The sequence below is a fragment of the Candidatus Enterococcus ikei genome (genome assembly GCF_017316105.1).
GTDB lineage: Bacteria > Bacillota > Bacilli > Lactobacillales > Enterococcaceae > Enterococcus_L > Enterococcus_L ikei.
Map to the genome: position 1 here is coordinate 98,514 of NZ_JAFLWD010000035.1, position 25,473 is coordinate 123,986.

24 protein-coding genes are annotated in these 25,473 nt (G+C 33.3%); 12 read left to right on the plus strand and 12 right to left on the minus strand.

Going from position 1 to position 25,473, the window contains the following annotated elements:
• Window positions 1-2 precede the first annotated feature (2 nt).
• From JZO69_RS13820 to JZO69_RS13830, 3 genes are all read right to left on the minus strand, one after another.
• Window positions 3-1,802 (minus strand): NACHT domain-containing protein, encoded by a 1,800-nt coding sequence (locus JZO69_RS13820; protein WP_207113426.1) that lies wholly within the window; start codon window positions 1,800-1,802, stop codon window positions 3-5.
• A gap of 58 nt (window positions 1,803-1,860) precedes the next feature.
• Entirely contained in the window at window positions 1,861-2,103 is a 243-nt protein-coding gene (locus JZO69_RS13825; RefSeq protein ID WP_206835359.1) for a helix-turn-helix domain-containing protein, read from the minus strand.
• Between the two features lie 85 nt (window positions 2,104-2,188).
• Window positions 2,189-2,431, minus strand: coding sequence for a helix-turn-helix domain-containing protein (locus JZO69_RS13830; RefSeq protein WP_086282410.1), 243 nt, complete (start codon window positions 2,429-2,431; stop codon window positions 2,189-2,191).
• Between the two features lie 141 nt (window positions 2,432-2,572).
• On the opposite strand from JZO69_RS13830, the gene JZO69_RS13835 reads away from it, so the two are divergent.
• Window positions 2,573-2,800, plus strand: coding sequence for a hypothetical protein (locus tag JZO69_RS13835; RefSeq protein ID WP_207113427.1), 228 nt, complete (start codon window positions 2,573-2,575; stop codon window positions 2,798-2,800).
• A gap of 334 nt (window positions 2,801-3,134) precedes the next feature.
• Here the strand turns inward: JZO69_RS13835 and JZO69_RS13840 are convergent, their stop codons facing one another.
• Window positions 3,135-3,995: a helix-turn-helix domain-containing protein gene (locus JZO69_RS13840; RefSeq protein ID WP_207113428.1), complete on the minus strand. Its 861-nt coding sequence runs from the start codon at window positions 3,993-3,995 to the stop codon at window positions 3,135-3,137.
• Window positions 3,996-4,125: 130 nt separating this feature from the next.
• Here JZO69_RS13840 and JZO69_RS13845 point away from each other — a divergent pair, with 130 nt between their 5' ends.
• From JZO69_RS13845 to JZO69_RS13865, 5 genes are read left to right on the plus strand one after another with little or no spacing between them, the layout of a single operon-like run.
• Window positions 4,126-4,896, plus strand: a complete 771-nt coding sequence (locus JZO69_RS13845; protein WP_242586840.1) for an ABC transporter ATP-binding protein — start codon at window positions 4,126-4,128, stop codon at window positions 4,894-4,896.
• A gap of 4 nt (window positions 4,897-4,900) precedes the next feature.
• Complete coding sequence (locus tag JZO69_RS13850; RefSeq protein ID WP_207113430.1) at window positions 4,901-7,240, plus strand: ABC transporter permease; 2,340 nt, start codon at window positions 4,901-4,903, stop codon at window positions 7,238-7,240.
• A gap of 17 nt (window positions 7,241-7,257) precedes the next feature.
• Entirely contained in the window at window positions 7,258-8,508 is a 1,251-nt protein-coding gene (locus JZO69_RS13855; RefSeq protein ID WP_207113431.1) for a substrate-binding protein, read from the plus strand.
• A 14-nt stretch (window positions 8,509-8,522) separates the two neighbouring features.
• Window positions 8,523-9,116 carry a hypothetical protein gene (locus JZO69_RS13860; protein WP_207113432.1) on the plus strand — a complete coding sequence of 198 codons (594 nt, stop codon included), beginning with the start codon at window positions 8,523-8,525 and terminating at the stop codon, window positions 9,114-9,116.
• The gene (locus tag JZO69_RS13865; RefSeq protein ID WP_207113433.1) at window positions 9,106-9,873 is read left to right on the plus strand and encodes an MBL fold metallo-hydrolase; all 768 of its coding nucleotides are present in this window, start codon (window positions 9,106-9,108) and stop codon (window positions 9,871-9,873) included. The genes JZO69_RS13860 and JZO69_RS13865 overlap by 11 nt, the downstream gene beginning before the upstream one ends.
• A 511-nt stretch (window positions 9,874-10,384) precedes the next feature.
• Here JZO69_RS13865 and JZO69_RS13870 read toward each other — a convergent pair.
• The 5 genes from JZO69_RS13870 to JZO69_RS13890 all read right to left on the minus strand — a co-directional run bounded on the left by JZO69_RS13870 (window position 10,385) and on the right by JZO69_RS13890 (window position 16,050).
• On the minus strand, window positions 10,385-11,068 hold the full coding sequence (locus JZO69_RS13870) for a class I SAM-dependent methyltransferase (protein ID WP_207113434.1): 684 nt from the start codon (window positions 11,066-11,068) through the stop codon (window positions 10,385-10,387).
• Between the two features lie 19 nt (window positions 11,069-11,087).
• A complete protein-coding gene (locus tag JZO69_RS13875) occupies window positions 11,088-12,284 on the minus strand; it encodes an MFS transporter (RefSeq protein ID WP_207113435.1) in 1,197 nt (398 codons plus the stop codon).
• 442 nt (window positions 12,285-12,726) lie between these two features.
• A complete protein-coding gene (locus JZO69_RS13880) occupies window positions 12,727-14,235 on the minus strand; it encodes a DUF1846 domain-containing protein (protein ID WP_207113436.1) in 1,509 nt (502 codons plus the stop codon).
• Between the two features lie 97 nt (window positions 14,236-14,332).
• Entirely contained in the window at window positions 14,333-14,656 is a 324-nt protein-coding gene (locus JZO69_RS13885; protein WP_207113437.1) for a hypothetical protein, read from the minus strand.
• Window positions 14,657-14,781: 125 nt separating this feature from the next.
• Window positions 14,782-16,050 carry a RidA family protein gene (locus JZO69_RS13890; protein WP_207113438.1) on the minus strand — a complete coding sequence of 423 codons (1,269 nt, stop codon included), beginning with the start codon at window positions 16,048-16,050 and terminating at the stop codon, window positions 14,782-14,784.
• A gap of 352 nt (window positions 16,051-16,402) precedes the next feature.
• Between JZO69_RS13890 and JZO69_RS13895 the strand changes: the two genes are divergently transcribed.
• The 6 genes from JZO69_RS13895 to JZO69_RS13920 all read left to right on the plus strand — a co-directional run bounded on the left by JZO69_RS13895 (window position 16,403) and on the right by JZO69_RS13920 (window position 23,011).
• Entirely contained in the window at window positions 16,403-16,729 is a 327-nt protein-coding gene (locus tag JZO69_RS13895) for a winged helix-turn-helix transcriptional regulator (RefSeq protein ID WP_207113439.1), read from the plus strand.
• 88 nt (window positions 16,730-16,817) lie between these two features.
• Complete coding sequence (locus JZO69_RS13900; RefSeq protein WP_207113440.1) at window positions 16,818-17,426, plus strand: hypothetical protein; 609 nt, start codon at window positions 16,818-16,820, stop codon at window positions 17,424-17,426.
• A 694-nt stretch (window positions 17,427-18,120) separates the two neighbouring features.
• Window positions 18,121-18,969 (plus strand): BglG family transcription antiterminator LicT, encoded by an 849-nt coding sequence (licT, locus tag JZO69_RS13905; RefSeq protein ID WP_207113441.1) that lies wholly within the window; start codon window positions 18,121-18,123, stop codon window positions 18,967-18,969.
• A 141-nt stretch (window positions 18,970-19,110) separates the two neighbouring features.
• Entirely contained in the window at window positions 19,111-21,009 is a 1,899-nt protein-coding gene (locus tag JZO69_RS13910) for a beta-glucoside-specific PTS transporter subunit IIABC (RefSeq protein ID WP_207113442.1), read from the plus strand.
• A 46-nt stretch (window positions 21,010-21,055) separates the two neighbouring features.
• A complete protein-coding gene (locus tag JZO69_RS13915) occupies window positions 21,056-22,480 on the plus strand; it encodes a glycoside hydrolase family 1 protein (protein ID WP_207113443.1) in 1,425 nt (474 codons plus the stop codon).
• Window positions 22,481-22,624: 144 nt separating this feature from the next.
• Entirely contained in the window at window positions 22,625-23,011 is a 387-nt protein-coding gene (locus JZO69_RS13920; RefSeq protein ID WP_207113444.1) for a VOC family protein, read from the plus strand.
• 100 nt (window positions 23,012-23,111) lie between these two features.
• On the opposite strand, the gene JZO69_RS13925 is transcribed toward JZO69_RS13920, so the two are convergent.
• The 3 genes from JZO69_RS13925 to JZO69_RS13935 form a co-directional block, all read right to left on the minus strand.
• A complete protein-coding gene (locus JZO69_RS13925) occupies window positions 23,112-24,176 on the minus strand; it encodes a DUF4179 domain-containing protein (protein ID WP_207113445.1) in 1,065 nt (354 codons plus the stop codon).
• Window positions 24,173-24,691 (minus strand): sigma-70 family RNA polymerase sigma factor, encoded by a 519-nt coding sequence (locus tag JZO69_RS13930; RefSeq protein WP_207113446.1) that lies wholly within the window; start codon window positions 24,689-24,691, stop codon window positions 24,173-24,175. The genes JZO69_RS13925 and JZO69_RS13930 overlap by 4 nt, the downstream gene beginning before the upstream one ends.
• A 186-nt stretch (window positions 24,692-24,877) precedes the next feature.
• Window positions 24,878-25,473: LPXTG cell wall anchor domain-containing protein (locus JZO69_RS13935; RefSeq protein ID WP_207113447.1), on the minus strand; the 596-nt coding region annotated here is incomplete at its 5' end.

Below are 25,473 nucleotides of genomic sequence, written 5' to 3' on the forward strand. Positions count from 1 at the left end.
ATCTACCATTCAAAAATATGCTCATATATAGATGTATCTTTACGTTGTGAATAATAATCAGAAAGCCATTTCCGTAAATACTCTATTTCACAATCTACAATTTTAATAAATATTTCTTTAAATTTATCAAACTCCGATTCAGAAATTTCAAAAATATTAAATTCGTTATTAGCATATTGATTTCTAGTTTCAGAAATATCCTCTACACTAGAAAAATCAATAACTTCTTTATTAATATCTAATACCTCTTCTCTGGCAGTAGAATACTTGGCTGCTTCATAGATAACATAGTATTGTTGAATACTATGTTTACCTAAATCGATAACATCTATATTATCTCTAATGAAGTCTACCTTTTCAGTATAACTATCATATATTACTACTAGGTCTTCTATTATGGGAGAAATCGCAGTATATAAATATTTTTTCTCATTCAACATTCTTAAATAGTGCAAGACTCCTCCTCTTACTATAAAAATTATATTATTATCTACACTGAAGAAATTCTTCTGCATATCATCATCTAAACTTAGGATGAATTTAGCTGCATAAAACTCCTGAAATGTCCTATGAATAAAGTCATAGTGTGTTCCTTCTTCAATAAGAAAGCATAATAAATGTGTCAAATCTCTTTGAATATTTTCTCGTGTTAAATCATCAAATTCTCCTTCTTGTTCAACAAGAAATTTAGTTATCGCATCATCAATATAATAATTTATTTCACTTAAATCAAACGAATATTGTTCATCTATATAAGTTTTAAAACAAAATATCTCAAAAAAACGTTCTAATTTTGCATGGGATAAATTAGTTGCTATCCCTCTGTCAAAGCCTTCTTCTTTTTCCTTGTCGTGTGTAACTAACATCGTTTGATAAACCTTAGAATAAAAATTTGCAGAATTTATCGGTAATTCCCCGTTATAATCAAATGTCAATATTAGTATTGCTAAAACTAACGGATGTCCTACTAATTCTTCATGTTTTTTAAAGTAATTTGGTTCTAATATTTTTTCAAGAAGTTCTTCTCTATTTGTAGCAAATGGTAATTTTTCTATATATTCCTTCACTTGCTTTTTGCTCATTCTCTGCATTCTATATTGTTTAAAATCTGGAAGAGTATTAGAGACACTTTCAGGTCTGGTACTCATTATTATGGAGGTTTTTTGATATTTTTTGATAAAATTTTCTAATTCTCTCATAAACTTATTTTTCTCGTTAAACTTCAATTCATCTAACCCATCAAATTGAAGTATAATATTTCCTCTGTCCAAAAACAATTCTACTAAATCAGCCTCAAACTTAACATTCATTTCAGAAAAATAGGTCAAAATATATTTTTGAAGAAAACTCTCATCATTGATTTTAAGTGATTTCAATCTTATTAAAATAGGTATAAAGAAGTGATCACTATCACAATTTACTATAAAATCTAAAAATAATTTTTTCATTAGTATACTTTTTCCACTTCCACCAATTCCATAAACTAATATATGATTTGCAGAAATAATCTCTTTAGAATATCCATCACTTATGAGTTTTATTAAACTTTTAGAATTAACTTCTTCTTTACTAGATTTTAATGGGATGTCTACATAAACGTCATTAATATATCGGCCACTTTCTCTATATAAAAGAGATTTCATGTAGTAATTAAACTTGCTTTTTTCTAAATATAATTCCATTTGTGTTTCTAAAAAATTTACATCATCAATCTTTTGACTTTCTAACTTCTCTACGATACTTTTCTCAACATAGTCTCTAAATTTTTCAAGATATGGTTTTACAAAAACATCTGTTAACACTTTTTCATCTCCTTAATTTCTAATTATTTATCAAAAATCGTAACTTCTTTCAAAATATTTATTCATCCTCAAATATAGTATTATTCATCTCTGGAAAATCCAACAATTCAGAAACTGTCATATCAAGTCCTGCAGCTAATTTATGTAACGTTTTCAACTTAGGGTTTTTCGTCTTCCCTTTCATAATATTATCCACAGTAGACTGCGTTATACCTGATAAAGTTGCAAGTTTATTGATTGATATATTTTTTTCAGCACATAAATTTTTAAGCCGCAATCTAATTACATCAGAATAAGTCATAGTTTCCTCCATTAACCTTGTATAGTTAACTCAAGTATAGCGAATGAAAATATACAATATTAACGTTACAAGGTTATACTTAGTATTACTCATCATCAAAAAGCGTTTCATTCATTTCTGGAAAATCTAACAGTTCAGAAACCGTCATATCTAATCCCATTGCTAATTTATGTAAAGTCTTTAGTTTAGGATTTTTAGTATTCCCCTTCATAATGTTATCTAGCGTAGATTGAGTCATTCCTGATAACGTTGCAAGCTTGTTTATTGAAATTCCTTTTTGTTCACATAATTTCTTAAGTCTAAAAACAATAATTTCTGAATATGTCATAATATCCTCCGTTAACCTTGTACAGTTAACTGAAGTATATAATATTTCCATACAACAAATTAACCGTACAAGGTTGACACCTGATAATTCTTGTGACAAATTAACCTTATAAGGTTAAAAAATATCATTAGGAGGTTCAACATGGCTCACCCAGTAAAAATGATCACCTATCAAGACCTACACAAACTAAATCATTCAATCCAACAATTAAAGAACTGGCACAAAACATTCAGTTCACTAAGAAACAACATCCATAATCATTCTATTCCTGATAACCTCTTTTATGAGCATGAGCGAATACTAAAAACATTAGCTCAAGAAACACAAAAACTTAAAAGCAAAGAGAAATTGAAAAACATTTTGATTTAAAATCCTAGCTGCAAAATGGGATTTTAAAGTTCATCAGTATTAGCCGAACTGATACTGATGAGCGATATATAAAGCTAAGTAATTGAACAGGCAACTACTTAGCTTTTATTTTAATCTTTAATCGTTCAAAAAGCCCTGCCAAGATTTTTTCTTAGCAGAGCTTTCACTATTAAAAAAATTATTCAATTTATCTAACACTATTGTTTATACTGAAAATTTCCCATATATAAAACATCGTAATTCCTCCTCAACTTAAATAAAAATTCTATCTCATAATTTCATGTGAAGCGCATGAGTTTTACTATAGTATAAAATATACAAAATCGACTTTTTTCTATATAGTCTTTTTCAAAAATCGTTCAAGATATTTTTGATGGCTTTCATGAATATCTTGTAATTCAAGAACTTTTAATACTTTCAATACTTGATTTGCTTTTTCAATTCCTGCACTTCTTTCTCCTTCTGCGATTAGAAGAATTCCTTTCAAAAAATTCAATTTATTTTTCTCATAAATTTGCTCTGGTTTGTCCAATAAACTTTCTACTTTAACAATAAATTTTTTTGCTTGCTTGTACCCTTCATTTTCTATAAAAAAGATAATAAGATTGAGCAGCAAGAGTAACAATTCATTGGTATTTCTAAATATATGTAGTTCTGTTTCAAGTCTTTTTTGCGCACCTTTCACCAATAAGCTTACTTGCTCTACACTGAAGCAAAAAAATACATTGTTAAAAAGTGACACATCATAATCAAACCACACATCAATATTGATTAAGTAATTCCAGAGAGAGTCAACGATTTTTCTAGAATACTCTTTTTGTTCTATTCTTTCTATGTGTAACTTACAAATACTTATATTATGTGCATGTCGAGTAATGTAATTGGTCTTATACTTTTTTTCTTCTGATTTGATGAGTGTATCCAATTCAATGACACTAGCACCACGGACAGCACTTTTCAATTCCTTTAAAAATTGACGTTGACAATTATCTTCCGATTTATCTTTCATGCTAAGAAATTCTTGATAACTCACACTTAACTTATTTAATAAATCATACAACTTTTGAGAAGATATATCCGAGTTACCTCTTTCAAACTTAGATATAAATGAAACAGATATCGTATCATCTGATAAGTCTGCTAAGGAAAGATTTCTTGATTTTCTAATATACCGAATTATATTTCCATTCTCCATAAATAACCCCTTTTCAGATTTTTTTTACACTATAGTGAAAAATACCAACTAAAGGAAATAAATACCTCTACTATTATAAAAGTACCTTGAATTAGGTGACTTGGCAACTAAAATTTAAAAGAAATGAGGAATGGATTTGCAAAAAATCATTACAGCAGAGCAACTTTGTAAGGAGTATAACAATGGTTCAAATACCGTAAAAGTATTAAAAAATATTGATTTGAAAATTTATGAAGGTGATTTTACCGTAATAATGGGAAGTTCGGGTTCAGGCAAATCAACTTTATTATATTGTCTAAGTGCTATGGACAGTATTTCATCTGGAGAAGTGAAGTATCAAAATCAAAGAGTGGATAACATGAAAGAGGTTGAGATTTCAAAAATTCGGAGAACAGAGATGGGATTTGTATTTCAACAAATGAATCTCATTAGTACCCTTTCTCTCTTTGAAAATATTATTATCTCTGGTTATTTAAAAAATGATTCGAAAAAAAAGGTTCACTCCCATGCAATGAGTCTGCTAGCGCAAGTAGGGCTAGATTCATTTGCAAAAAGGCTTCCGTCTGAGATTTCAGGTGGTCAACAACAGCGAGTTGCTATCGCTAGAGCACTTATTAATAGTCCAAAGATATTATTTGCAGACGAGCCTACAGGTGCTTTAAATTCAAAATCAGGTAAAAATATATTAGACACTCTTTCTCACTATAACAATAATGACAATCAGACTATTCTTATGGTCACACATGATCTAAAAGCATCATTAAGAGCAAACAGAATTATTTATCTTAATGATGGAGAAATTGAAGGAGAATTAGCATTAGATAAATACGCTGCTGAAAATATAGATATTGTAGAGCGTGAAAAAAATGTATTGAATTGGTTACAAGGAATGGGGTGGTAAGAGTATGCGTACATTTTTGCTACTACTTAGAAAAAATCTATTCAAAAGAAAAGCCTTTGCATTTTCGATAGTAGCGTTATCAGCCATTGCTATTATTTTTTTATTGACAACACTAGGTTCTTTGTCTGAGAATGGCAAAACTTATGACACTTCTTATGAAGCTTCCAAATCGCCAGACTTACTTTTTAGCTTTTCCCAAAATAATTATCGGAAGAGTTATACAAGTGAACTAAAAAAAATGGACAATATTAAAAACATTGAAACAATCGAAACATACTCTGGATTATTAGAAGATGAAAAAAATGGGGATACAAACGTTCTACTTCGTTCACAAGGAATTAACACTTTTCGAGTAGAGGATGGCGGGAATGGTACATTAAACGTCAATGAGACCTATGTCCCTATCTATTTAAAGGATTCCCTCTCTCTTAAAAAGAATGACACTATTGATGTTAAGCTCAATTCCCAAATTATTCAATTAAAAATTGTAGGCTTCTTTGAAGACACGGTGTTTGGCTCACCAATAATGAGATATAATCAAGTTCTTATTAATGATGGAACTTATGATCAGATTTCAAAAATGGATACAAGTGAGAACATTATAAAAAACTTCTTCATCCAAGTGAATTTCAATAAACCACCACTTGACGAAGACTTCACAGCTTATGTTACGAATAAAATGGAAAATTTTGAAGGAACAGAAATAGCAGATTTTATCTATGATAAAACATTTACTAAAAAAGCCTATGTGATGATTCCAACAGTTCTCTCTTTAGTTCTTTTACTTGCAACAGCCTTTATTGTTTTTGTTAGTTTTTTCGTTTTAAGATACGCAATCTTAACTTCATTAGAATCTGACTATACTCAAATCGGTGTTATGAAAGCATTAGGCTTTACCAATAGAAAAATAAAGTATCAATTTATGATCCAATTTCACGTATTAATACTTTTGGGAGGAATTTTGGGACTACTAGTATCTACACAAGCCATCCCAAGATTAACGAGTGTATTTTTAAATTCAAATGGTATTATCGGAGATAATTCCGTTCCATGGGGACAAATGATTGTATTACTAGCTGTCTTTATTTTATTAAATTCACTCATCATACTATTTAGCTTAAGAAAATTAAAAAATATTACTCCTGTTAAAGCACTTAGAATGGGTCAACTTTCAGATGGAGATAAAGGAAAGAAGAGTATCTCTTTAGATCGTCTAAGTATTTTACCGCTATCTATTAGCATTTCTATCAAACAATTATCTACAAGGTTTAAACAATATACATCACTAATGCTCGTTGCATTTTTCTTTAGCTTTTTATTACTAAGTGTTCTAACATTATCCAAAGCTTTTGAAAAAGAGAATGAAGTATTCAAACTTCTTGGCATGCCCAAAAATGATGTAGTATTACAGATTGCTGAAACTACAGAGGATAAAGAGGAAACAATAAGACAATTAGTTAAACAAATTGATGAAAAATATCCAGTCAATTCCTACAGTTCTTTTTTTCAGACAAGTTTAAAAGTAGAAAAACAATCAATGGTTGCTCTTGTATATGGTGATCTTAAAAACAAAGTTGATTTAAGTGCGGGGCGTTATCCTAAAGCTGAAAATGAGATTCTTATTACAAGTAACGTGAGCGAACAATTTAATAAGAATGTTAATGATACTTTAAAGGTATCAACTAAAAAAGAAAATTCAGAGAATTTCAAAATAGTTGGAATATATCAAAGCGTTAACAACGTTGGACTTAATATTCATATGCTAGATACGGGGTATTCTAAGCTAAATAAAAATTATTCTTCTGTTCAATATGTCGTTGATTTAGAAAATGATTCAGATATATCAAAAACAATTAAACAATTTTCTACAAATAAGGACAATATTAATATAACAGATGGTTTAAAAAGTAATAAAAACTTGATTGAAACAATACAAACGGGTTTGTTATTAATGACACTGGTTGTATTGATTTTAAGTTTCTCTATTTCGTCCGTGATCATTCTCCTCTTGAGCACAATTTCAATTAATAGGGAATCATTAGAATTGGGGATCATGAAATCATTGGGCTATACATCGGCTCAATTACGTTGTCAATTTGCTACCAGATTTGTTATGGCGACAACATTTGGAACAACATTTGGAATCATTTCAGCCTTGCTTGGCGGAAACAAAATGTTTTCTACGCTTCTTTCAATGGCAGGTTTAACTAGTTTAGATCTAAAATTTTCAATTGGAAATTTAGTTTTTGTAGTATCGTTTTTCGTATTTGTTAGCTTCTTATTTAGTTATGTTTCCTCACGAAAAATAAAAAATGTAAATGTAAAAAATTTATTAGTAGATTAAAGGAGAGAATTTGGGTTATGTTGGGTTATTTAAAAAGTTTTTATACAAGGTTAGCATTTATAATGGGAGTAGTAATGTATGTTTCATATGCTTTGCCAACAGGTAATTGGCAAAATACATATTTAATATTTGTTTCATTATTCGTTGCAATTTTCCTACCATTTTTTACTAAAATAAGTGAGAAATTAGAACGATTTGCAGTGTTACGAACTGGAAGTATGTTTTTAGGTAAAGTCATTCGCTTTCTATGGCAATATGCATTTAATTACTTTGCTTTGACCATGGTTATTATTGGCGGTATTGTAGATACTGCTAACCTACAATTTGTTGGAGGATTGTATGGTGCTATTGCACTAACTTCATTTGCTTCTCAAGGATTACAGTATGTAATGTTAGCATTAGCAAATAAAAATATTGGTGATCGCTATTTGAATATTACACTTGCCTTGAGTTTTAATGTCTGTATTAGTGCCATTGCGTCATTAGGATATATTCCAGTTCAACTATTTTTTGTGGTTACAGGTATTCTCTTAGGAATAATTGGTGCAGTATACAGTTTGGTTACAGATTTAAAAGGTATTTTTTCAAAAAAATCTGGAGTTGGTGTTTTCTTTGGAACGTTCAATCCTGCTCATGTTTCACATATGAAAATTATAGAACAATTTATTCAAGCGAGAAACTTAGAGAAGGTTTATGTACATCCAACTATCGTTCCAAAGCTTCACCAAGCATTATTGGATGAAGGGATTATTAGAATAGCTAAAATGAAAGATGGTATGAGAATTTATGAAAAAACTGAAAAAGCTGATTTTCATATTGATTACTTTCCAACTGGAAATATTTTCTTTGAAGCAGAAAATAGAATTGCTATGTTGCGAAGTGCTGTCTCAGATGCAAATCTAGAAAATAAAGTTGAAGTTTTAGCTATGCCTGATCTATATATTGATAAAGGTTTTCATGGAATTATTAAGCACATTAAAGATAAACATAAAGGCAAAAGAATTTATGGTCTTCATGGTAGTGATTACGGTGGAATGTTGGTGAGAACTATTTATGATGAAACATTCTTAACACCGTATACAATAGTGCGAAAAGACACTATTTCAGCTACAGCAATTAGAAATGGTGCCCAGGGTATGACTTCCAAGACAGTAACTGAGATACTGAATATTCTAAAGGATGATTCTCATGCAAATGATGGCGATATATTTGAATTTTCAGGTGTACGATATATTTATTCAGCTTCAAAATTGATTGAGTTAGACTAGCTATGGAGGAAAAAATGACTACAACTAAAGAAATACTTCTACCAAATAATTACACACTAAAATTATATAAAAGAAAATATTTACCTCAAATTTCTGACTTCGTAGCAAACATTTATTTTACTCAACATCATTATCAATTTGATGAAGATATCGAAACCTTAACAAATGAATTACGAACTCAAGATGAAGAACTCAGTAAGCAGTCAACAATCTGTTGTATTTACAATATAGAAAAAGATATTTGTTGTACTGGACGACTTGTCAAAAGAATTCAACAATTACCATTTGAAATAGAATTTGACATTAACTTAGACTTGTTTCAAGATAAATACTCTGACATCTATGAGTTTGCAAGGTTAGCAAGTGGAGAAAAATCTTCATTTAGACTTGTTAAGATTCTTACAACGCAGCTATTTAGCAGTGTTGATCCAAATAGTACTATGGTTGTTGCTAGTTTAGATCAACTGGTTTATAAAAAGTTATTACGATTAAAGTATCCTGTGTTTAAGTTAGGAAAAGAGAGATATTATATGGGATCAGTAACTGTCCCAGTAGGATTTGATTTGTCAAAAATTAAAATGATGGAGCGAAGTAGATATGAAAATTGATTTATTCCATGTAGGAATTGCAACCTGCATATTGAGCATAAATAATCAGGTTAAAATTGCCATTGATCCTGCTCTATTTAAGAAGGGTACCAAATTAAAATTTAAATCTTTTGAATCTGAGCGCTTGGAAAATCCAAATTTTGATAGTGATACTTTTGAGGATATTGATATTTGGTTGATTAGTCATTTTCATGAAGACCACATAGATATACTTGGAAAAGAAAAAATATCCCAAGACTCTTTGGTTCTTAGCAATAAAGATTCACTAACATTTTTAGCAGATAAAAATGTTAAAAAAATTGGTTGGAAAGAAAAACATGTTTTTTCTAAAGATAATATCACTGTAGAAATTCAGGCTATCCCTGCGTATCATGCTAACTCATTTTTAATGAGAAAATTAGTTGGTAAAGTCAATGGGTATCTATTAACTGTTACCATTGATAGTGTCGTACAAAAAATTTATTTCACTTCTGACACTGTATTTCATAAAGACATTATCAAAGCTCTTCCTCAAAGTATTGATATATTAATTGCAAATTTAGGAAATGTACAAGCAAACAAGACCGGAGGCCCTCTGACTATGAATATTTCAATGCTTGATAAATTTGTTGATATTCTTAGTCCCTCTGTCATTGTTCCTGTTCATATAAATGATCTATCCCACTACGAAACACAAGAAGTAAGTGTCACAGAAGCAGGGTACAAGGTACTTGAAACTGGAAAATGGCACACGCTGCTCAATCAATATCCTATTTGATAAACAATTATTTCACCCATAATCTGTTCAAAAAAGTATTTATATTTTTTATTATTGCTAACAATGCTTTGTATTGTTTATCCGTTACTATTAATTTATTTCCTCAACAATTTTAAGATGTAATATATAAACAATCGTATGAACTTAAAGTTACGTTCATACGATTGTTTTTGGTACAATTAATATCGTTTATTCAGTTGATTTTTCGATTTGAACTAATTTCTAGCAAAGTATTTTGTTTTACTTTCTTTCTCAGAAAATATATTTCCTTCTGTTTCTTCCCTATTTGACATATACTAGACTTTCTTCTCTGCGCACACTTTCAAGTTCGTAATGGATTTTTACCTTAACTTCCTTTTCCTTAATCTGTGAAAGCCGATTTGTTAAATCTACCTCAGTCTCAGAGTCTAAAATCGTAATCATATCTTTGGTATCATTTTTAATTAACCATTTCAGTCCTTGAAACTTCATACATCTGAGTAAAATTCCTCAGATACTTAAAATCTAAACCCTATCGTTTTTTAGCAAGTACACACCACGTAGTATATCTAAATGGATTAAACTCCCAAAACTCCTCTACTTTCGATACATAATTCACTACCTGCTCAGCAAGAATTACCATTTCCCACTGGTCATCAGGAAAAAGTTGTTTTATCCCCTCTTCATCAAAGTAATGATGAGGAACCCCCTCTTCTTTTCCTACCGCTAAAATAAATGTATCCTTCTCAATTTCTTTCCCTTTCCCATACAAATCTGCTTTTGTGGATTTGATCGTTCCTAAAAAATAGCCACCTATAATCAGCGACTCATGTATACAATTAATTGATTCGACTATTTTATCTAATGTATTATGCTGTAGAACAGCCCAACTAAGAACACCATGTAAAAACTCTTTCTCCTGCCACGGATAGTTTTCCATGGAAGACAAGGCATCCGTATAGCGAATCTTATTATCATCTAGTTTTTCTTTTGTTAATTCTATTGCTTTCACAGAATGATCGCTGATAAAAACTTCACAGCCCATTTTGCCGATTGCAATACTATGACGTCCAGCACCACAACCTAAATCCCAAACTTTTTTCTCTTGCTCATTCGGAAATTCTTTTGCTAAAAGTTCTACAAATTTAACGACTTCTGCTTCAGGAGCCATTTCTATATTCTTTTTATCATAAATTAAAGTATTCCAATCTGCCATCTTCTTTCCCACCAATTGCCTACTCATCTAGCAATTTCCTTTTATTTCTCGCTATAAATGCAACCACAAATAATAGTATTCCTGAAAGGACAAAAACAATATTCACGCCTAACATATCTGCCACAGCCCCCATCAACAGTGACGATAAAGAAAAAGTTGCAGTATTTAATATACCTGTTGCAGCATACATGGATGTTAATTTATTTCTATCGACTTTCTGTTGTAAGATCGTCGCTTGAGGGATATTCTTAATTTGCAAAAAGACACCTATCAGAATTGAATACACTAAAATAAAAAATGGATTTCCTCCTAAAGCAACGAGTAATGTAATGACTCCACCTAAAACTGAACTGATGACTATTACTTTAGATTTATTCTTATCCACCATTACATTTAAATAAAATACAATCATACTTCCCAGAGCAGCACCAAGAAAATAAGTGGCATTAATGTAGCCCCACCAGTTCTCTGAAACATGTAAAACATCTTTCACGAAGACCAAGACAACGGCTGAAATCCACGCTGTGTTTGCAATACTCTCAAGGATATCCATACTCACAATTGTAAATATAATCGGTTGTTTGCGTATTTCTTGCCATCCTGAAATCAGGTCTTTCCATCTATCTCCATCAGCGTTATCAGTCATAGAAACTGTTGGTAAATGCCAAAAAGCTAACGTAGCAATAGCAAAGATACCGACATTGATCCAAATTAGTCCTGACATAGAAAAGAGTATCAATAAAGAAGAGCCCACTGCCCAACCGCCAATACTGACAATTTGAAGCATTGTACTAAAAATGCTATTGGCACGGATCAAATAAGTCTTTGCAGCGTAATGAGGTATCAGTGCCCTGCTTATTGGCTCAGCGCAACCATCTAAAAAAGAAATACTGAAGATAAATGTATATAAAAAGAAAAGATTTTCATTATTTACTTTTAAGTTTAAATACACAGCCAATCCTATTAATATAAATGTTTTAAATAATTGAGTTTTTCGTAAAATATCTGTCAATGTAGCATAATTAATTAATACGGGCGTTAGCAATCCTGAAAATACTGTCCCAATAGTCATAATAACGGGTGCTAAAGAAGCTGCTAACGCAGAGTTTGTTAGTGTAAAAACAGAACTCACGACAGCAATTGTGTAAATAATATCGCCAATATTCGCAAACATTTGACCGATAACAAGCTTTCTGAACGCTCTATTCTTTTCCATTTTTTTCTCACCTTTACTTATCAAGAAACAGAAATTTGTCTCTTTGATTTTTTCTTAATTCTTTCAAAGTAAAGTCATTTTAAATGTTCATAAGTAGATTCTCCTCTATACTGGTACGACACCACTGATCGTACCATTGTGTATAATTTACTACCATAGCTCTTAGCTTCATAGTAATAATTTAGTTCGAATAAACTGGAAACAAGTTTTTTTGCCATCATTACCACATTTATTCCTAATAAACCTAAATTAATAATAGCACATAGGTAAGCAATGTAAACTTTTTTTTGCGCATAGTATCACAATTACTGAAAAAATTAGCATCGAACTTATAAAAAAAGACAAGTAGTCGGATACTCGACTATTTGTCTTTTTATTAAGTACGGGTAATATAAATTATCATACCGTTACTTCTATTTAATACTTAACTCTCACAACCAACCTAAATATAATACAAATTCTCAGACGGATAAACCGCATCACTCGTAACATCCAATCCTAACTCTCTTAACGTTTGCTCGTCATTCTTACTCAACATCACAGTAGAATGTGCTTGTACATCATTTAATTCAGATAACTTATCATAAGCTAATTGTGCTGTCGGGTTCGTAACGGCACTAATCGCTAAGGCAATCAAAATTTCATTGGCTTTTAAAGCCGTTATTTTACTGTGAAGATCTTTTCGTTTCATCGTTTGAATGGTTTCAAGAATGACTGGAGAGAGTAATAAAATTTCATCAGATATATTGGCTAATGTTTTAATCGAATTCAAAATAGCCGATGAACAAGAATCCATTAAACTACTTGTTCTACCTGTTACAATTCTGCCATCTGTCAACTCAAAGGCAATAACTGCAGGTGTATCATTACTTTGAGTTTGTTCTCTTAATCGTTCAGAATACTCTCTAGCTGGAAGCACCGCTTTGCGGTCTTCTTTTTTAAGCTCGACTTCTTCCATAATCAACTTAATACGATTAACTGTCTCTTCATCGATCAGACCTTTTTTAAAGTCACATTCTGTGGCAAAACAACGGCGAATAATTTCTTGCTTAGAGGCTTCTTTCACCACATCATCGTCAATGATCCCAAAGCCAACACGATTAACACCCATATCCGTTGGTGATTGATAAACGGACTCTTCACCTGTGATTTTTTCAATGATTCGTTTGATTACAGGGAATGTCTCCACATCGCGATTATAGTTAACTGCTACTTTTTGGTATTTATCAAAGTGGAATGAATCGATCATATTGACATCTTTTAAATCCACTGTTGCTGCTTCATACGCAATATTTAAAGGATGTTTCAATGGAACATTCCAAACTGGGAAGGTTTCAAATTTTGAATAACCAGCAGTCTTACCGTTACGGCTCTCATGATAAAGTTGATTCAAACAAGTGGCTAATTTCCCACTACCAGGACCAGGTGCTGTAACGACTACGATTGGTTTTGTTGTTGGAATATAATCATTTTTACCAAAGCCTTCTTCACTGACGATTTTTTCAAGATTGGATGGATAATCTTCGATCGCTGCATGTTTATAGACTTTGATATCTCTTCGTTCCAACTTGTTAATGAACATTTTTGTAGAAGGCTGTCCGCTATATCGTGTAATAACTACACTATTAACTGCTAAGCCATACTCTCTTAATTCATCGATCTGGCGTAAAATATCCATATCATAGGTGATCCCATAATCGCCACGAATTTTATTCCGCTCGATATCACCTGCGTAAACGCAAATTAAAATCTCAGCTTGATCTTTTAATTTCTGTAATAGTTTAATTTTTGCGTCTGCATCAAAGCCTGGCAAAACGCGTTTGGCATGCATATCCCCGATTAATTTGCCACCAAATTCTAAATATAATTTATCATAGTGATCAACTCTTTCAAGGATATATTTTGATTGTTCTTCGATGTACTTTTGTGGATCAAAACCCATTTTTTTCACGTGAGAACCCTCCGATATTTGTATACTGCCATCTATTATAAACTTATTTACTGCTTATTACGATAAAGAATTTCAATTTAATTTTAAAAAAAGCCCACTATCTTGTCAGATATTTTCGATATATAAAACTTCCCACTAGAAACAAGATGGCCAACAGCTTAGATACAACACCACTATACAAAAACAAACAAACTGGAATCACAACACTGACTCCATAATAAACCCATTTAACAAATAACTTACCTGCACGTCTTTCTGCCTTATTTTCTGGAGAACCTTCATAGCTTTTAGTATCTAGTGGATTTCTTGCTAAAAATAAGCCGTTCGACTTCTCAATAAGTATTGCAAATAACAAAACTAACAAACTAAATACAATTATAAATAATAAGACTTGGTCCTTTGAAGAAAACAGTCTGTCCATCTTGAACCTCCTTTAACCTACATCTATTTTTACATTATTATACAGCAAAATAAACCTATGTACCTTTACTAGCAAAGGTGGCACAGGTTTATTTTATGATCGGACTTTTTACACTTTATTCCCTACTATACAATGGGAGGTGTTCCTTCCGCGTTCCCAACAATGGCATCAATTTGAATCAACGCATCCTTCGGTAACTCAGATACCCCAACCACTCTTCGTGCAGGATCTCCATCTGGGAAAAATTTTGCATACACTTCATCTACAGCAGCCATATCCTCAATATTTTTCACAAAAATATTGACTTTCACTACATCAGCCAGTACATGATCTACACTTTCGATGATCGCTTTGATATTTTCCAAACATTGTCCTGTTTGTTCTTTGATACCACCTGAAACAACTGCATTTGTCTTAGGATCGATCGGCAATTGAGCTGATAGATTATTGTAATGAGAAAAAGCAACAGTCTGGGTTGAAAATGGACATTTTGGTGCCTTTTCAGTATTATTCGCCTCGATAATCAACCCATGTCGATCTTCGATTGCTTGGGGCGGCGTACCATCTCCGTGTGAAACGACTGCTTCAATTTGTACATCAGCGCCCATGGGTAAATCTTTTACCGACACAACTGTCCTAGCGGGGAGATATCCTACTGTTCGAGCAATCGCTGAATCTGGGAAAAAGGTTGTATAAACCTTATTCACAGCATCCATTTTAGACAAATCTTTAAGGAAGATATTGATTTTAACAATGTCATCCAAAGGAACATCAATACTTTCTAAAATTGCTTTGATATTTTTTAAACATCGTCCTGTTTGCTTTTTCACACACCCCGCTACCACTCTACCTGTTTTTGGATCGATCGGTAATTGAGCTGAAAGATTGTTATAGTGAGAAAATGAAACGGTCTGTGTTGCTAATGAACTACTCGGTGCATTCAGTGTATGGTTCGTCAATTTGATCAAATCACCTGCTTGTGGTGCATTTGGAATCGTTCCTTCACCATTTGAAACAAGTGCTTCAATTTGAACTAAAGCGCCCATTGGTAAAGCATCTACCGCCACAACAGTTCTTGAAGGTTGATAGTGTGTGAAAAATGATGCGTACACTTCATCTACCGCATCAACATCTGTAATGTACTTAACAAATACGGTGATCCGAACAATATCACTCATTACATGATCGATGCTGTCTACAATAGCTTTGATATTTTTAAAACACTGATTGGCCTGTTCCTTAATACCACCTGCAATCAATCGACCAGATGCTGGATCGATCGGTAATTGGGCCGAAAAGTTATTATAGTGAGAAAAAGCGACGGTTTGTGAGGCTAGTGGATGTTGCGGTGCATTTTTTGTATTTCTTGCTAGTACTGCGTTGTCATTACTCATATTCTTATTCCCCTTTTCTTTTCATTACATTCAAATAAAAACGATTCTACTTACACTAAAATGTTTACGCTTTCAATTATAAAGACATCAATCGCTAATTTTTATAAGTGTACTATTTTTACTATCCTGCTTGCATTATAAAAAAATGACAAATCGACAAAAATGATATCACTTATTTCAGTCTACAATAATAGCGCTAACATTTCAATAACGTATTTTGAACTTTAGAGCGTCATAACTCTTACTTTTTTAATGAAGGTTGATTTTCAGCCTTAAAAATGCAACAATTCTTCTATAATCAAAGTCACAGCTAAAAACTGACTCATTTTAAAATGTTAGGAGCAACTTCTGAATGATAAAAAAAGAAGACATGCCGCTTTGCGATGTAGCAACGACGGTTCAATTAATAGGCAGCAAGTGGAAAACATTGATTATCCGAGATCTAATAACAGGTCCAAAAAGAAATTCTGAATTAAAGCGATCTTTAACGGGAGTCTCACAAAAAGTGTTGATTGAAAGTCTGAACTCAATGATACTAGATGGCATTGTGGAACGAATAGATTTCCAAAAAGTGCCTCCTCACGTTGAGTACCAATTAACACCATTAGGCGAAAGCTTACTACCTGTCATTGAATCAATGAGACAGTGGGGACAATTTTATAAACAACAGCTTAGCTAGATAGTTACAAATTAGTGCCTACTTAACATTTTTTCAAAAGTTGTCTATACTTTTATGAAAGAGAAAAACGATTAAGGAGGATTTTTGAATGAATAATGAAACAACAGCTATCGAAGCAGTTCATACTACTGTTGAGCAAACTACACTGAACGGTGAATCGGTTTTAAGAGTCGTAAAAAAAGACAAACTGATGGAATTTGATGAAAACACTTATGCAAAATTAAATGATTCAACTTTTCATAATGGAATAATCGAAGTTAAAATGTTGAGCCGATTATTACCCGATGCACCAGAGTTTGCACGAGGTTTTATCGGCATTGCCTTTCGAATCAATGAGGATGATACAAAATTTGAATCTTTCTATGTGAGACCTACAAATGGCCGAATTGACGATCCTGTCAGAAAAAATCGTGGCGTTCAATATTTTTCTTATCCTAAATATACGTTTGATTATTTCCGAAATCTTGGTATTACTGATTTTGAGGGTCCAGCTGATATTGGTCTTGATGAATGGATCAGCTTAAAAGCTGTGATCAACGGGGATAAAGGAGAATTTTATCTAAACAATAATGAAGAACCTGTTTTAGTAGTGGAAAATATGAAACACGGTGCTGATATTAGAGGTAAGATCGGCTTCTTTGTTGATATTGGCACAGAAGCCTTTTTCAAAGATTTAAAGATTACAGCACTTGATTAAACCAAATCGGTTTAAATACACATAAATCCCTTCCTTATTTTCGAATAAACAAACATAAAAACCGTGAATCCTTCGATGCAACCAAAGGACTCACGGTTTCTTTTCATCATTACAAACTCATGCACAAAGCGAATTAATTCATTTCTATCTGTCTATTAGTTTGATATCATAATTATACGCTGAGTATAGCTAAAGCTCTGAAAAATGAGTCGGGTCAAAAAGATATGTCTGTATCGCTTTTGTCCTGCTTTGCTTTATAGAAAAGGCTCTCCTTGAAGGATTGGTTAAAAGATATCGTTTCTAATATAGTAAAAAGACCGCTATCTTCTCGGCTAAAATGAGATAGCGGCAACATCATAAACATTATTCGAGCTTTAGTTAAAACTCAACTAAGAGTCAGTGTTATCAGCACTGGCTTTTTCCGTATAAAAATACGTACTTCACAAAATTTATTATAGCCAGCCACCAATGCTATGTCCAGTCTGTTCATTACAGCCGCTATTCTTGTAACTTTCTAGAATATGAGTAATCTCTTCAAAACACCTTTGACAACGCTTTCTTTTTAGTGTATATTTGCTTTGTTAAATGGATAGTGATTATTAAGTTAAGCTAAACCTAAACAACGCCTTTTTGGCTTTTGTTTGGGCTTTTTCTATTTTCAGTCCCTTTATTCAGGAAACGGAGGTCGATTGCTTTGGAAATTCTAAAAATTTTAAATAATAATGTGGTCATTGTTCGAAATGAGGAAAATGAAGAAGTGATTCTCATTGGCAATGGGTTAGGTTTTCAGATGAAAGCTGGTGTAGAAGTTGATGAAGCTAAAATCGAGAAGGTTTTTAAGCTTGAAAATCAGGTTGAATCAGAACAAATCGAACAATTATTTTCAGAAATTCCCGAAGAAATCATTGAAATCTCCTATAAAATTTTATCTCAAGCAAAAAAAACGTTGGATAAAGAACTGAATGAATCCTCTTTTATCGCAATTGCCGATCACTTGCACTCCTCTATCCAACGGGCGAAGAAGAATATTCAGGTCAAAAATTTTTTATTATGGGATATCAAACGTTTTTTTCCAGTTGAATTAGAAATAGCACGCTCGGCTATTCAAATGGTCAATCAGCAATTAGATGTAGCATTGACCGATGACGAAGCGGGTTTTCTAGCTTTGCATATCACCAATGCCCAACTCGACAGCAATCATGAAGATGCAATCAGTCTGACGCAATTGATCGAAGAAATACTAACGGTCATTAAATATACACTTAGAATTAATTTCGCCGAAAATGATATTTATTTTCAACGATTTATCACACATTTAAAATTTTTCACTGAACGGGTGTTAAAAGATAACGCGGTTAAAACATCTGAAGATAAAGTTGAAAATGAATTATTCATACTTGTTACCAAACAGTATCCAGAAGCGTTTGAAGCTACAAAAAAAGTCGCTGAACTGTTAAAAAATCGACGCAATTATACAATATCAAAGGATGAACAGGTGTATATCACCATCCACTTAGCTCGAATCATTGATAAAACAAGTTAATTAGAGAGCTTCTCTCTTAATCTAAATTATATACCGAAAAGGAGCGTAGGAGATCAATCGCCTGTGGAAAGGTCCTGGATCGTGACATTAAGTTGGCGAGACCTCTGAATAAAAAATAATTTAACATTTGGAGGAACAAAAATGGGTAAATATGAAGAACTTGCAAAAAAAATTGTCAAAGAAGTTGGAGGCAAAGAAAACGTCAATTCTTTAACTAACTGTATCACACGCCTTCGCTTTAAATTGAAAGATGAAAGTAAGGCAAATACCGAAGTCTTAAAAAATATGGACGGTGTTGTGACAGTCATGCAAGCCGGTGGGCAATATCAAGTCGTGATCGGAAATCATGTACCTGATGTTCGCAAAGATGTGGATGCTGTATTAGGTGTGCTAGAAGCTCCGACTGAGTCTGGGCCAAAAGGAAATTTATTTGATCAATTTGTTGATATGATTTCCTCTATTTTCCAACCGATTTTAGCGCCACTGTCTGCAGCTGGTATGTTAAAAGGGGTTAATGCCATTTTAATTTTCGCTTTAGGGGCTGGCTTTGCGGAGTCGTCAACATCGGCTATTTTTAATGCGATGGGTGACGGACTATTCAAATTCTTGCCAATCTTTATTGGTTACACAGCAATGAAAAAATTTGGAGGCTCACCCTTCCTTGGTATGTTGATTGCATCAAGTTTAGTCTATCCTGGATTTTTAGAAGGTGCAGCTACCGCTCAGTTTGCTGAAACAGGAGGGCTTAATTTCTTTGGTATTCCATTCTCTATTCCGCCTGCTGGTTATGGTTCTACGGTTATGCCGATTATTGCAGCGGTGGCTTTTGCTGCCTTTTTAGAAAAGCAATTAAGAAAAGTTATTCCTGACGTTATTAAGTTATTTATTGTTCCATTTTTAACAGCGCTTGTAACGATTCCTTTAACCTTCTTAGTGATCGGACCAGTCATGAATACTGTTTCTGACGCTTTAGGAAATGGCTTACTTTCTATTCAAAGTTTCAGTCCAATTTTATTCGGTGCTATTCTTGGTTTCTCTTGGCAAATTCTTGTTATGTTCGGTCTACATTGGGCACTTATTCCATTTGCCATTATCGCGTTATCTCAAGGTGATCCAACATCCTTATTAACACCATCAGGTAGTGTGAGTTTTGCTCAAACCGGTGCGGTATTAGCGGTTATGTTGAAAACTAAAAATGCAAAATTAAAAGAACTATCGATTCCCGCTTTTATTTCAGGTATCTTCGGTGTAACTGAACCGGCTATTTATGGTATCACTTTACCTAGAAAAAAACCTTTCTGGGCATCTTGTATTGTTGGGGGTGTTACTGGTGCCATCGCTATGGGATTAGGTATGCAAGGCTATCAAATGGGTGGCTTAGGAATATTCCGTTATCCAAGTTCTATCTCACCAGATGGCGATGTTAAGTTTGCGATTTACGCAATGATTTTGGATGCGTGTGCTCTAGCAGCTGGTTTTGCAATAGCTTGGGCTTTAGGTTTTAAAGATGATGAACCAACAATTCAATTATCAAAAGAAGAAGCAAAACTTGCCGCAACAGGACACAAAAAGAAATTAGCAAAAGATGATGTTTTTTCACCTGCCAAAGGAAAAGTCCTTCCTTTAAGTCAAGCAAGAGACGCTGCATTTTCAGAAGGAATCATGGGTAACGGTGTCGTGATCGAACCGACAAATGGCGAAATTGTAGCACCCTTTGACGGAACTGTGATGACGCTGTTTCCGACAAAACACGCGATTGGTTTAATTTCAGATGACGGAACCGAATTATTGATCCATATTGGAATCGACACTGTTCAATTAGAAGGTGAAGGATTTGAATCATTTGTTGAACAAAATGCACGAGTTAAAAAAGGCGACAAATTAGTAACCTTTGATATTACAGCGATCGAAGAAGCAGGTTACAGTACACAAGTACCGATTATTATTACAAATACACCAGATTATACAGATGTAATTGCAACTTCTGAAACATCGATCACGCAAGGGGACCTCTTAATCACTGCAATCATTTCAAATTAATTGTTTTGAATCAAGACCAATTTTATTTATAAAGGAGTAGAAATACATGAGTTTTCCAAAGAATTTTTTATGGGGCGGCGCAACAGCTGCCAACCAATGCGAAGGAGCATGGAATGAAGACGGTAAGGGGGACTCGATTTGCGATCATAATCGCGCTGGAAGTCGAACAGCAAATACACATCGGACATTCGATTTAGAGATCGATACAGATCAATATTACTATCCTAGCCATACTGGGATCGATTCTTACCATCGCTATAAAGAAGATATCGCTTTATTTGCAGAAATGGGCTTTAAAGTGTACCGAATGTCGATTGCTTGGTCACGAATTTTTCCTAATGGAGATGAAGAGACACCAAATGAAGCAGGGTTACAATTTTATGATGAGGTCTTCGATGAATTAACGAAATACGGTATTGAACCGCTTGTAACGATTTCTCACTTTGAATTGCCTTTTCATTTAGGGAAAACTTATGATGGCTTTTTAGATAAACGAACGATTGGCTTTTACGAAAACTATGCAACGACTTTGTTTGAGCGTTATAAAGATAAAGTAAAATACTGGCTAACATTCAATGAAATCAACTTCGGGACAATGGATCATGGCAAACGAATCAATGGTTTATTTAATCGTGAGTATACTGAAACTGAACAATATCAAGCTTTACACAATGTCTTTTTAGCTTCTTCTAAAGCCGTTATTGCAGGACACAAAATCAATCCAGAGTTTAAAATCGGCTGTATGTTAGCGTATATTACGATGTATCCGAAAACTTGTCGCCCTGAAGATGTGTTGAAAACGCAGCAAATCAATGAAAAATTCAACTTTTTCTGTGGGGATGTACAAGTCAAAGGAAAATATCCTTATTTCATGAAACGTTATTTTGAAAAGAACAATATTCAGGTAGAAATAACAGAAGAAGATAAAGCCTTGTTGAAAGCTGGAACTGTTGATTATTATACGTTTAGTTATTACATGACCACTTGTATTACAGATGATTTAGAAAAACGGAATGATAAAACAGGTGGCAATCTGTTTGGCGGCGTCTCTAATGAATATCTTGAAACCAGTGACTGGGGTTGGCAAATCGATCCTATTGGGCTACGCTATACCTTAAACCAAATCTATTCTCGCTATGAAGTACCATTAATGGTCGTAGAAAATGGACTTGGTGCCTTTGATAAAGTAGAAGCGGATGGTTCGATCAATGATGATTATCGAATCGATTACTTCAAACAACATATTATTGAAATGGAAAAAGCGATTGATGATGGTGTTGATTTGATTGGGTATACGCCTTGGGGTTGTATTGATCTAATCAGTGCTGGAACTGGTGAAATGAGTAAGCGTTATGGGTTTATCTATGTTGATCGTGACGACGAAGGCAATGGGTCGCTTGATAGAAGCCGGAAAAAATCATTTTATTGGTACAAACAAGTGATTGAATCAAATGGTGAAAATCTCGCTTAATGAACATTTTTTCTCTCTGATTTTCTAGAAAAATAAAAACTGTGTAGTAGTTTTCCAAGAGAGACTACTTACACAGTTTTTTTAAGCACATCAATTGTAATTATACTAAAATCTGCTATCTTACACTTAAGGAGAGTGAAGGAAATGAAACAACCAATAACATTTATTTCAGTGACAGAACATGCTAAAAAGCAAATGGATTTTTATGTTGACGTTTTTCCACACACTACGATTCAATCTGTTACTTATTATGATGAGTATCCTGAACGTGTCTTGAATGGACAACTAAATTTAAATGGGACATTACTCTATTTTTTAGAAATGGGACCTGAAAATCCTGTTACCTCTGGTTGGAATCTCTCATTATTTGTAGAGATGGACACTGAAGAAGAATTTGACCTAATTTTTTCAGCACTTTCTGTTGAAGGTATTGTGATTATGGGACCTGAAGCTGCTGGAATTTTTCAAAAAGTTACTTGGCTGACTGATAAATTTGGTATTACTTGGCAGTTAGTGTTTGCAGGCAAATAAAAGCTGCTCTCTTCTACTAATAAAGTAAGACAGCAGCAGCTTTTAGTTAATATTGATGGTAAAGTCAGTGGTAACAGCATTGGCTTTTTCTTTTTATAAACTATTGACGCTTAAATTCGACCTCAGTATTCCCATAATGGAGTAGCAACAAATCTGCTTGATCATATCCTGGGTAATCAAAAACCACCTGATAATACTGTTTTCCATCTTTTTCATCCGTACTAAGTTCTCTTAGTAAATAACGCTCTTCTTGGCCATTGATTGTAGCTTGCAGCCAGATATCATCTATATCGACTAATTCATTGAACCTCTTATCACTTGTTGTCAGCACAAACGAATTTGGATACACTAGACCCCGCATTATTTCTGACCATGAAGGATCGGTCGGAGCAAAATCAAGTGCATCAAATGATTTGATTTTTGACGTATCAATCGGCAACTCCCACATGCCTTGAAGCTCTTCAAATATTTTACCTTCTTTTCCTTCATGAGATCCTGGACTATCATCCATAGGATACATCGCAGTTAAACGATTAATGACAATTACTGCATTCTCCAATGCTGGTACATTTCCGTCACTTGCGCGAAGTCGATAAGTCAATTCTAACTGATTTGTACTATGGTCAAAATGAGAATCAGGTACAATTGAATGAAACAGATTCAAATTCTCATGTGATTCTGACAAACCACTTTTCAAATCAACCAGATAACGACCATCACCATTTTTAAGTGCAAAGTTTACCCCATAATTATCGAGCGTTTTATCAGTGAATTTTGAGTTTTTCGGAACTTCGATTGTAAAATGCAGGCCTATTTCATTTTGATCTGCATAAACTTCATTTAACTTGATTTCAATATCTTCATTTTTTGCTTTTGTACTTTGCTGCGTGACAAACCCTTTTTCTTGAAGCGTCTTAGAGGTGAATTGTCCGAGGTGCAAAAAATTAGTTACGGCTTTACCGATAGGCGTAAAGGCTAATGAAAGTCCTAATAAAAGAATCGCTGCAAGTACAATGAATGACAGAATTTTTTTCTTTTTAGGGTGCACGCGTTTCTTTTCTTGAGAGATTTCTTTGTATGCTGTATCGAATGCTTGACGAGCTTCTTGAGAGACTGATTGAGTTTCTTGCATTGTCTTATTCAACTCTTCTTCAAAATCTTTCATTTTGCTGTTCCTCCTTCAGATCCAATATATTCTTTTTGCAATAATGCTCGCCCTCGAGCTAAACGAGATTTGTTCGTTCCAGTGGGTTCAGTTAAAATCTCACTGATTTCCTTTACCGAAAAACCATTGTAATAATACAATACAAGAGGAATCCGATAAATTGGTTTTAGCCCAAGCAGTAAGTCATTCGTTCCTAAATGCTCTGTCTCTTGCGTATCAACTAAAAATGGATAATCCTCTATATCAAAAGACGGCTCCAAGTTCAATAACTTCTTACAGTGATTGATCATTATTCGACAAATCCAAGTATTAAAATATTTTGGATTTTTAAGTTGATCTATTTTTTGGTACGCAGTAATCACTGTTTCTTGCAGTACATCTGCTATATCTTGTTCATTCGATAAAAACCGCCTAGCCATATTATAAAGTACTATTTCATACCCTTGAATCAATTGAATGAATGCCTCTTGATTCCCCTTTTGAGCTTTTTTAACTAAAAACACATCATTTGCCAAGTAAAATACTCCCTTCATCTCCAACAGTTAATTTGAACCTTCTATCTATTAGAGTCTCAAAAAACGTAAATGGTTGCATCAAAATTATAAAAGTGTGATATTTATATACATAGCGCTATTTTTAGTATATAAATAAAGGATAAAACAAATAGTCGGTGCTACTTGTTTTATCCTTTATCCTATTCTTTATTTAGTTACTTTTTTACGAATTAATACATAAGCACCAACTACCATCATGATTACTATCAACCCAGCAATCATTGCGGCATAGCTATCTTTACTGCCAGCCTTAGGTAATTGTCCTTTTGATTGATTTTTAGAAGCATTCAACAAGACTTTATCAGCTTTTGGTTTTACTTTTTCTTCTTTAACTGGTATTAGTTCACCTTCTGCATGTCCCCTAGGTTTTATTTCTTCTTGCTTACCTGATTTATCTTCACTCGTTTCCTTAGGGTCGTCGATATGGATTTCTGGTTGTTCTTCTTTAGCTATATTTAGTTCTTCTTCTTGCGTTTCTTTCGCTTGTTCTTCAGGGATTAGTGGTGTAATTTCCTCTAGTGCTCCTGATTCATCTTCAATCACTTCGACTTGCTCACCAACGTGGATTTCTGGTTGTTCTTCTTTAGCTTGGTTTAGCTCTTCTTCTTGTGTTTCTTTCGCTTGTTCTGTTGGATCTAGCGGTTTAATTTCTCCCACTTCTCCTGATTCGTCTTCAATCACTTCGACTTGCTCGTCGATGTGGATTTCTGGTTGTTCTTCTTTAGCTTGATTTAGCTCTTCTT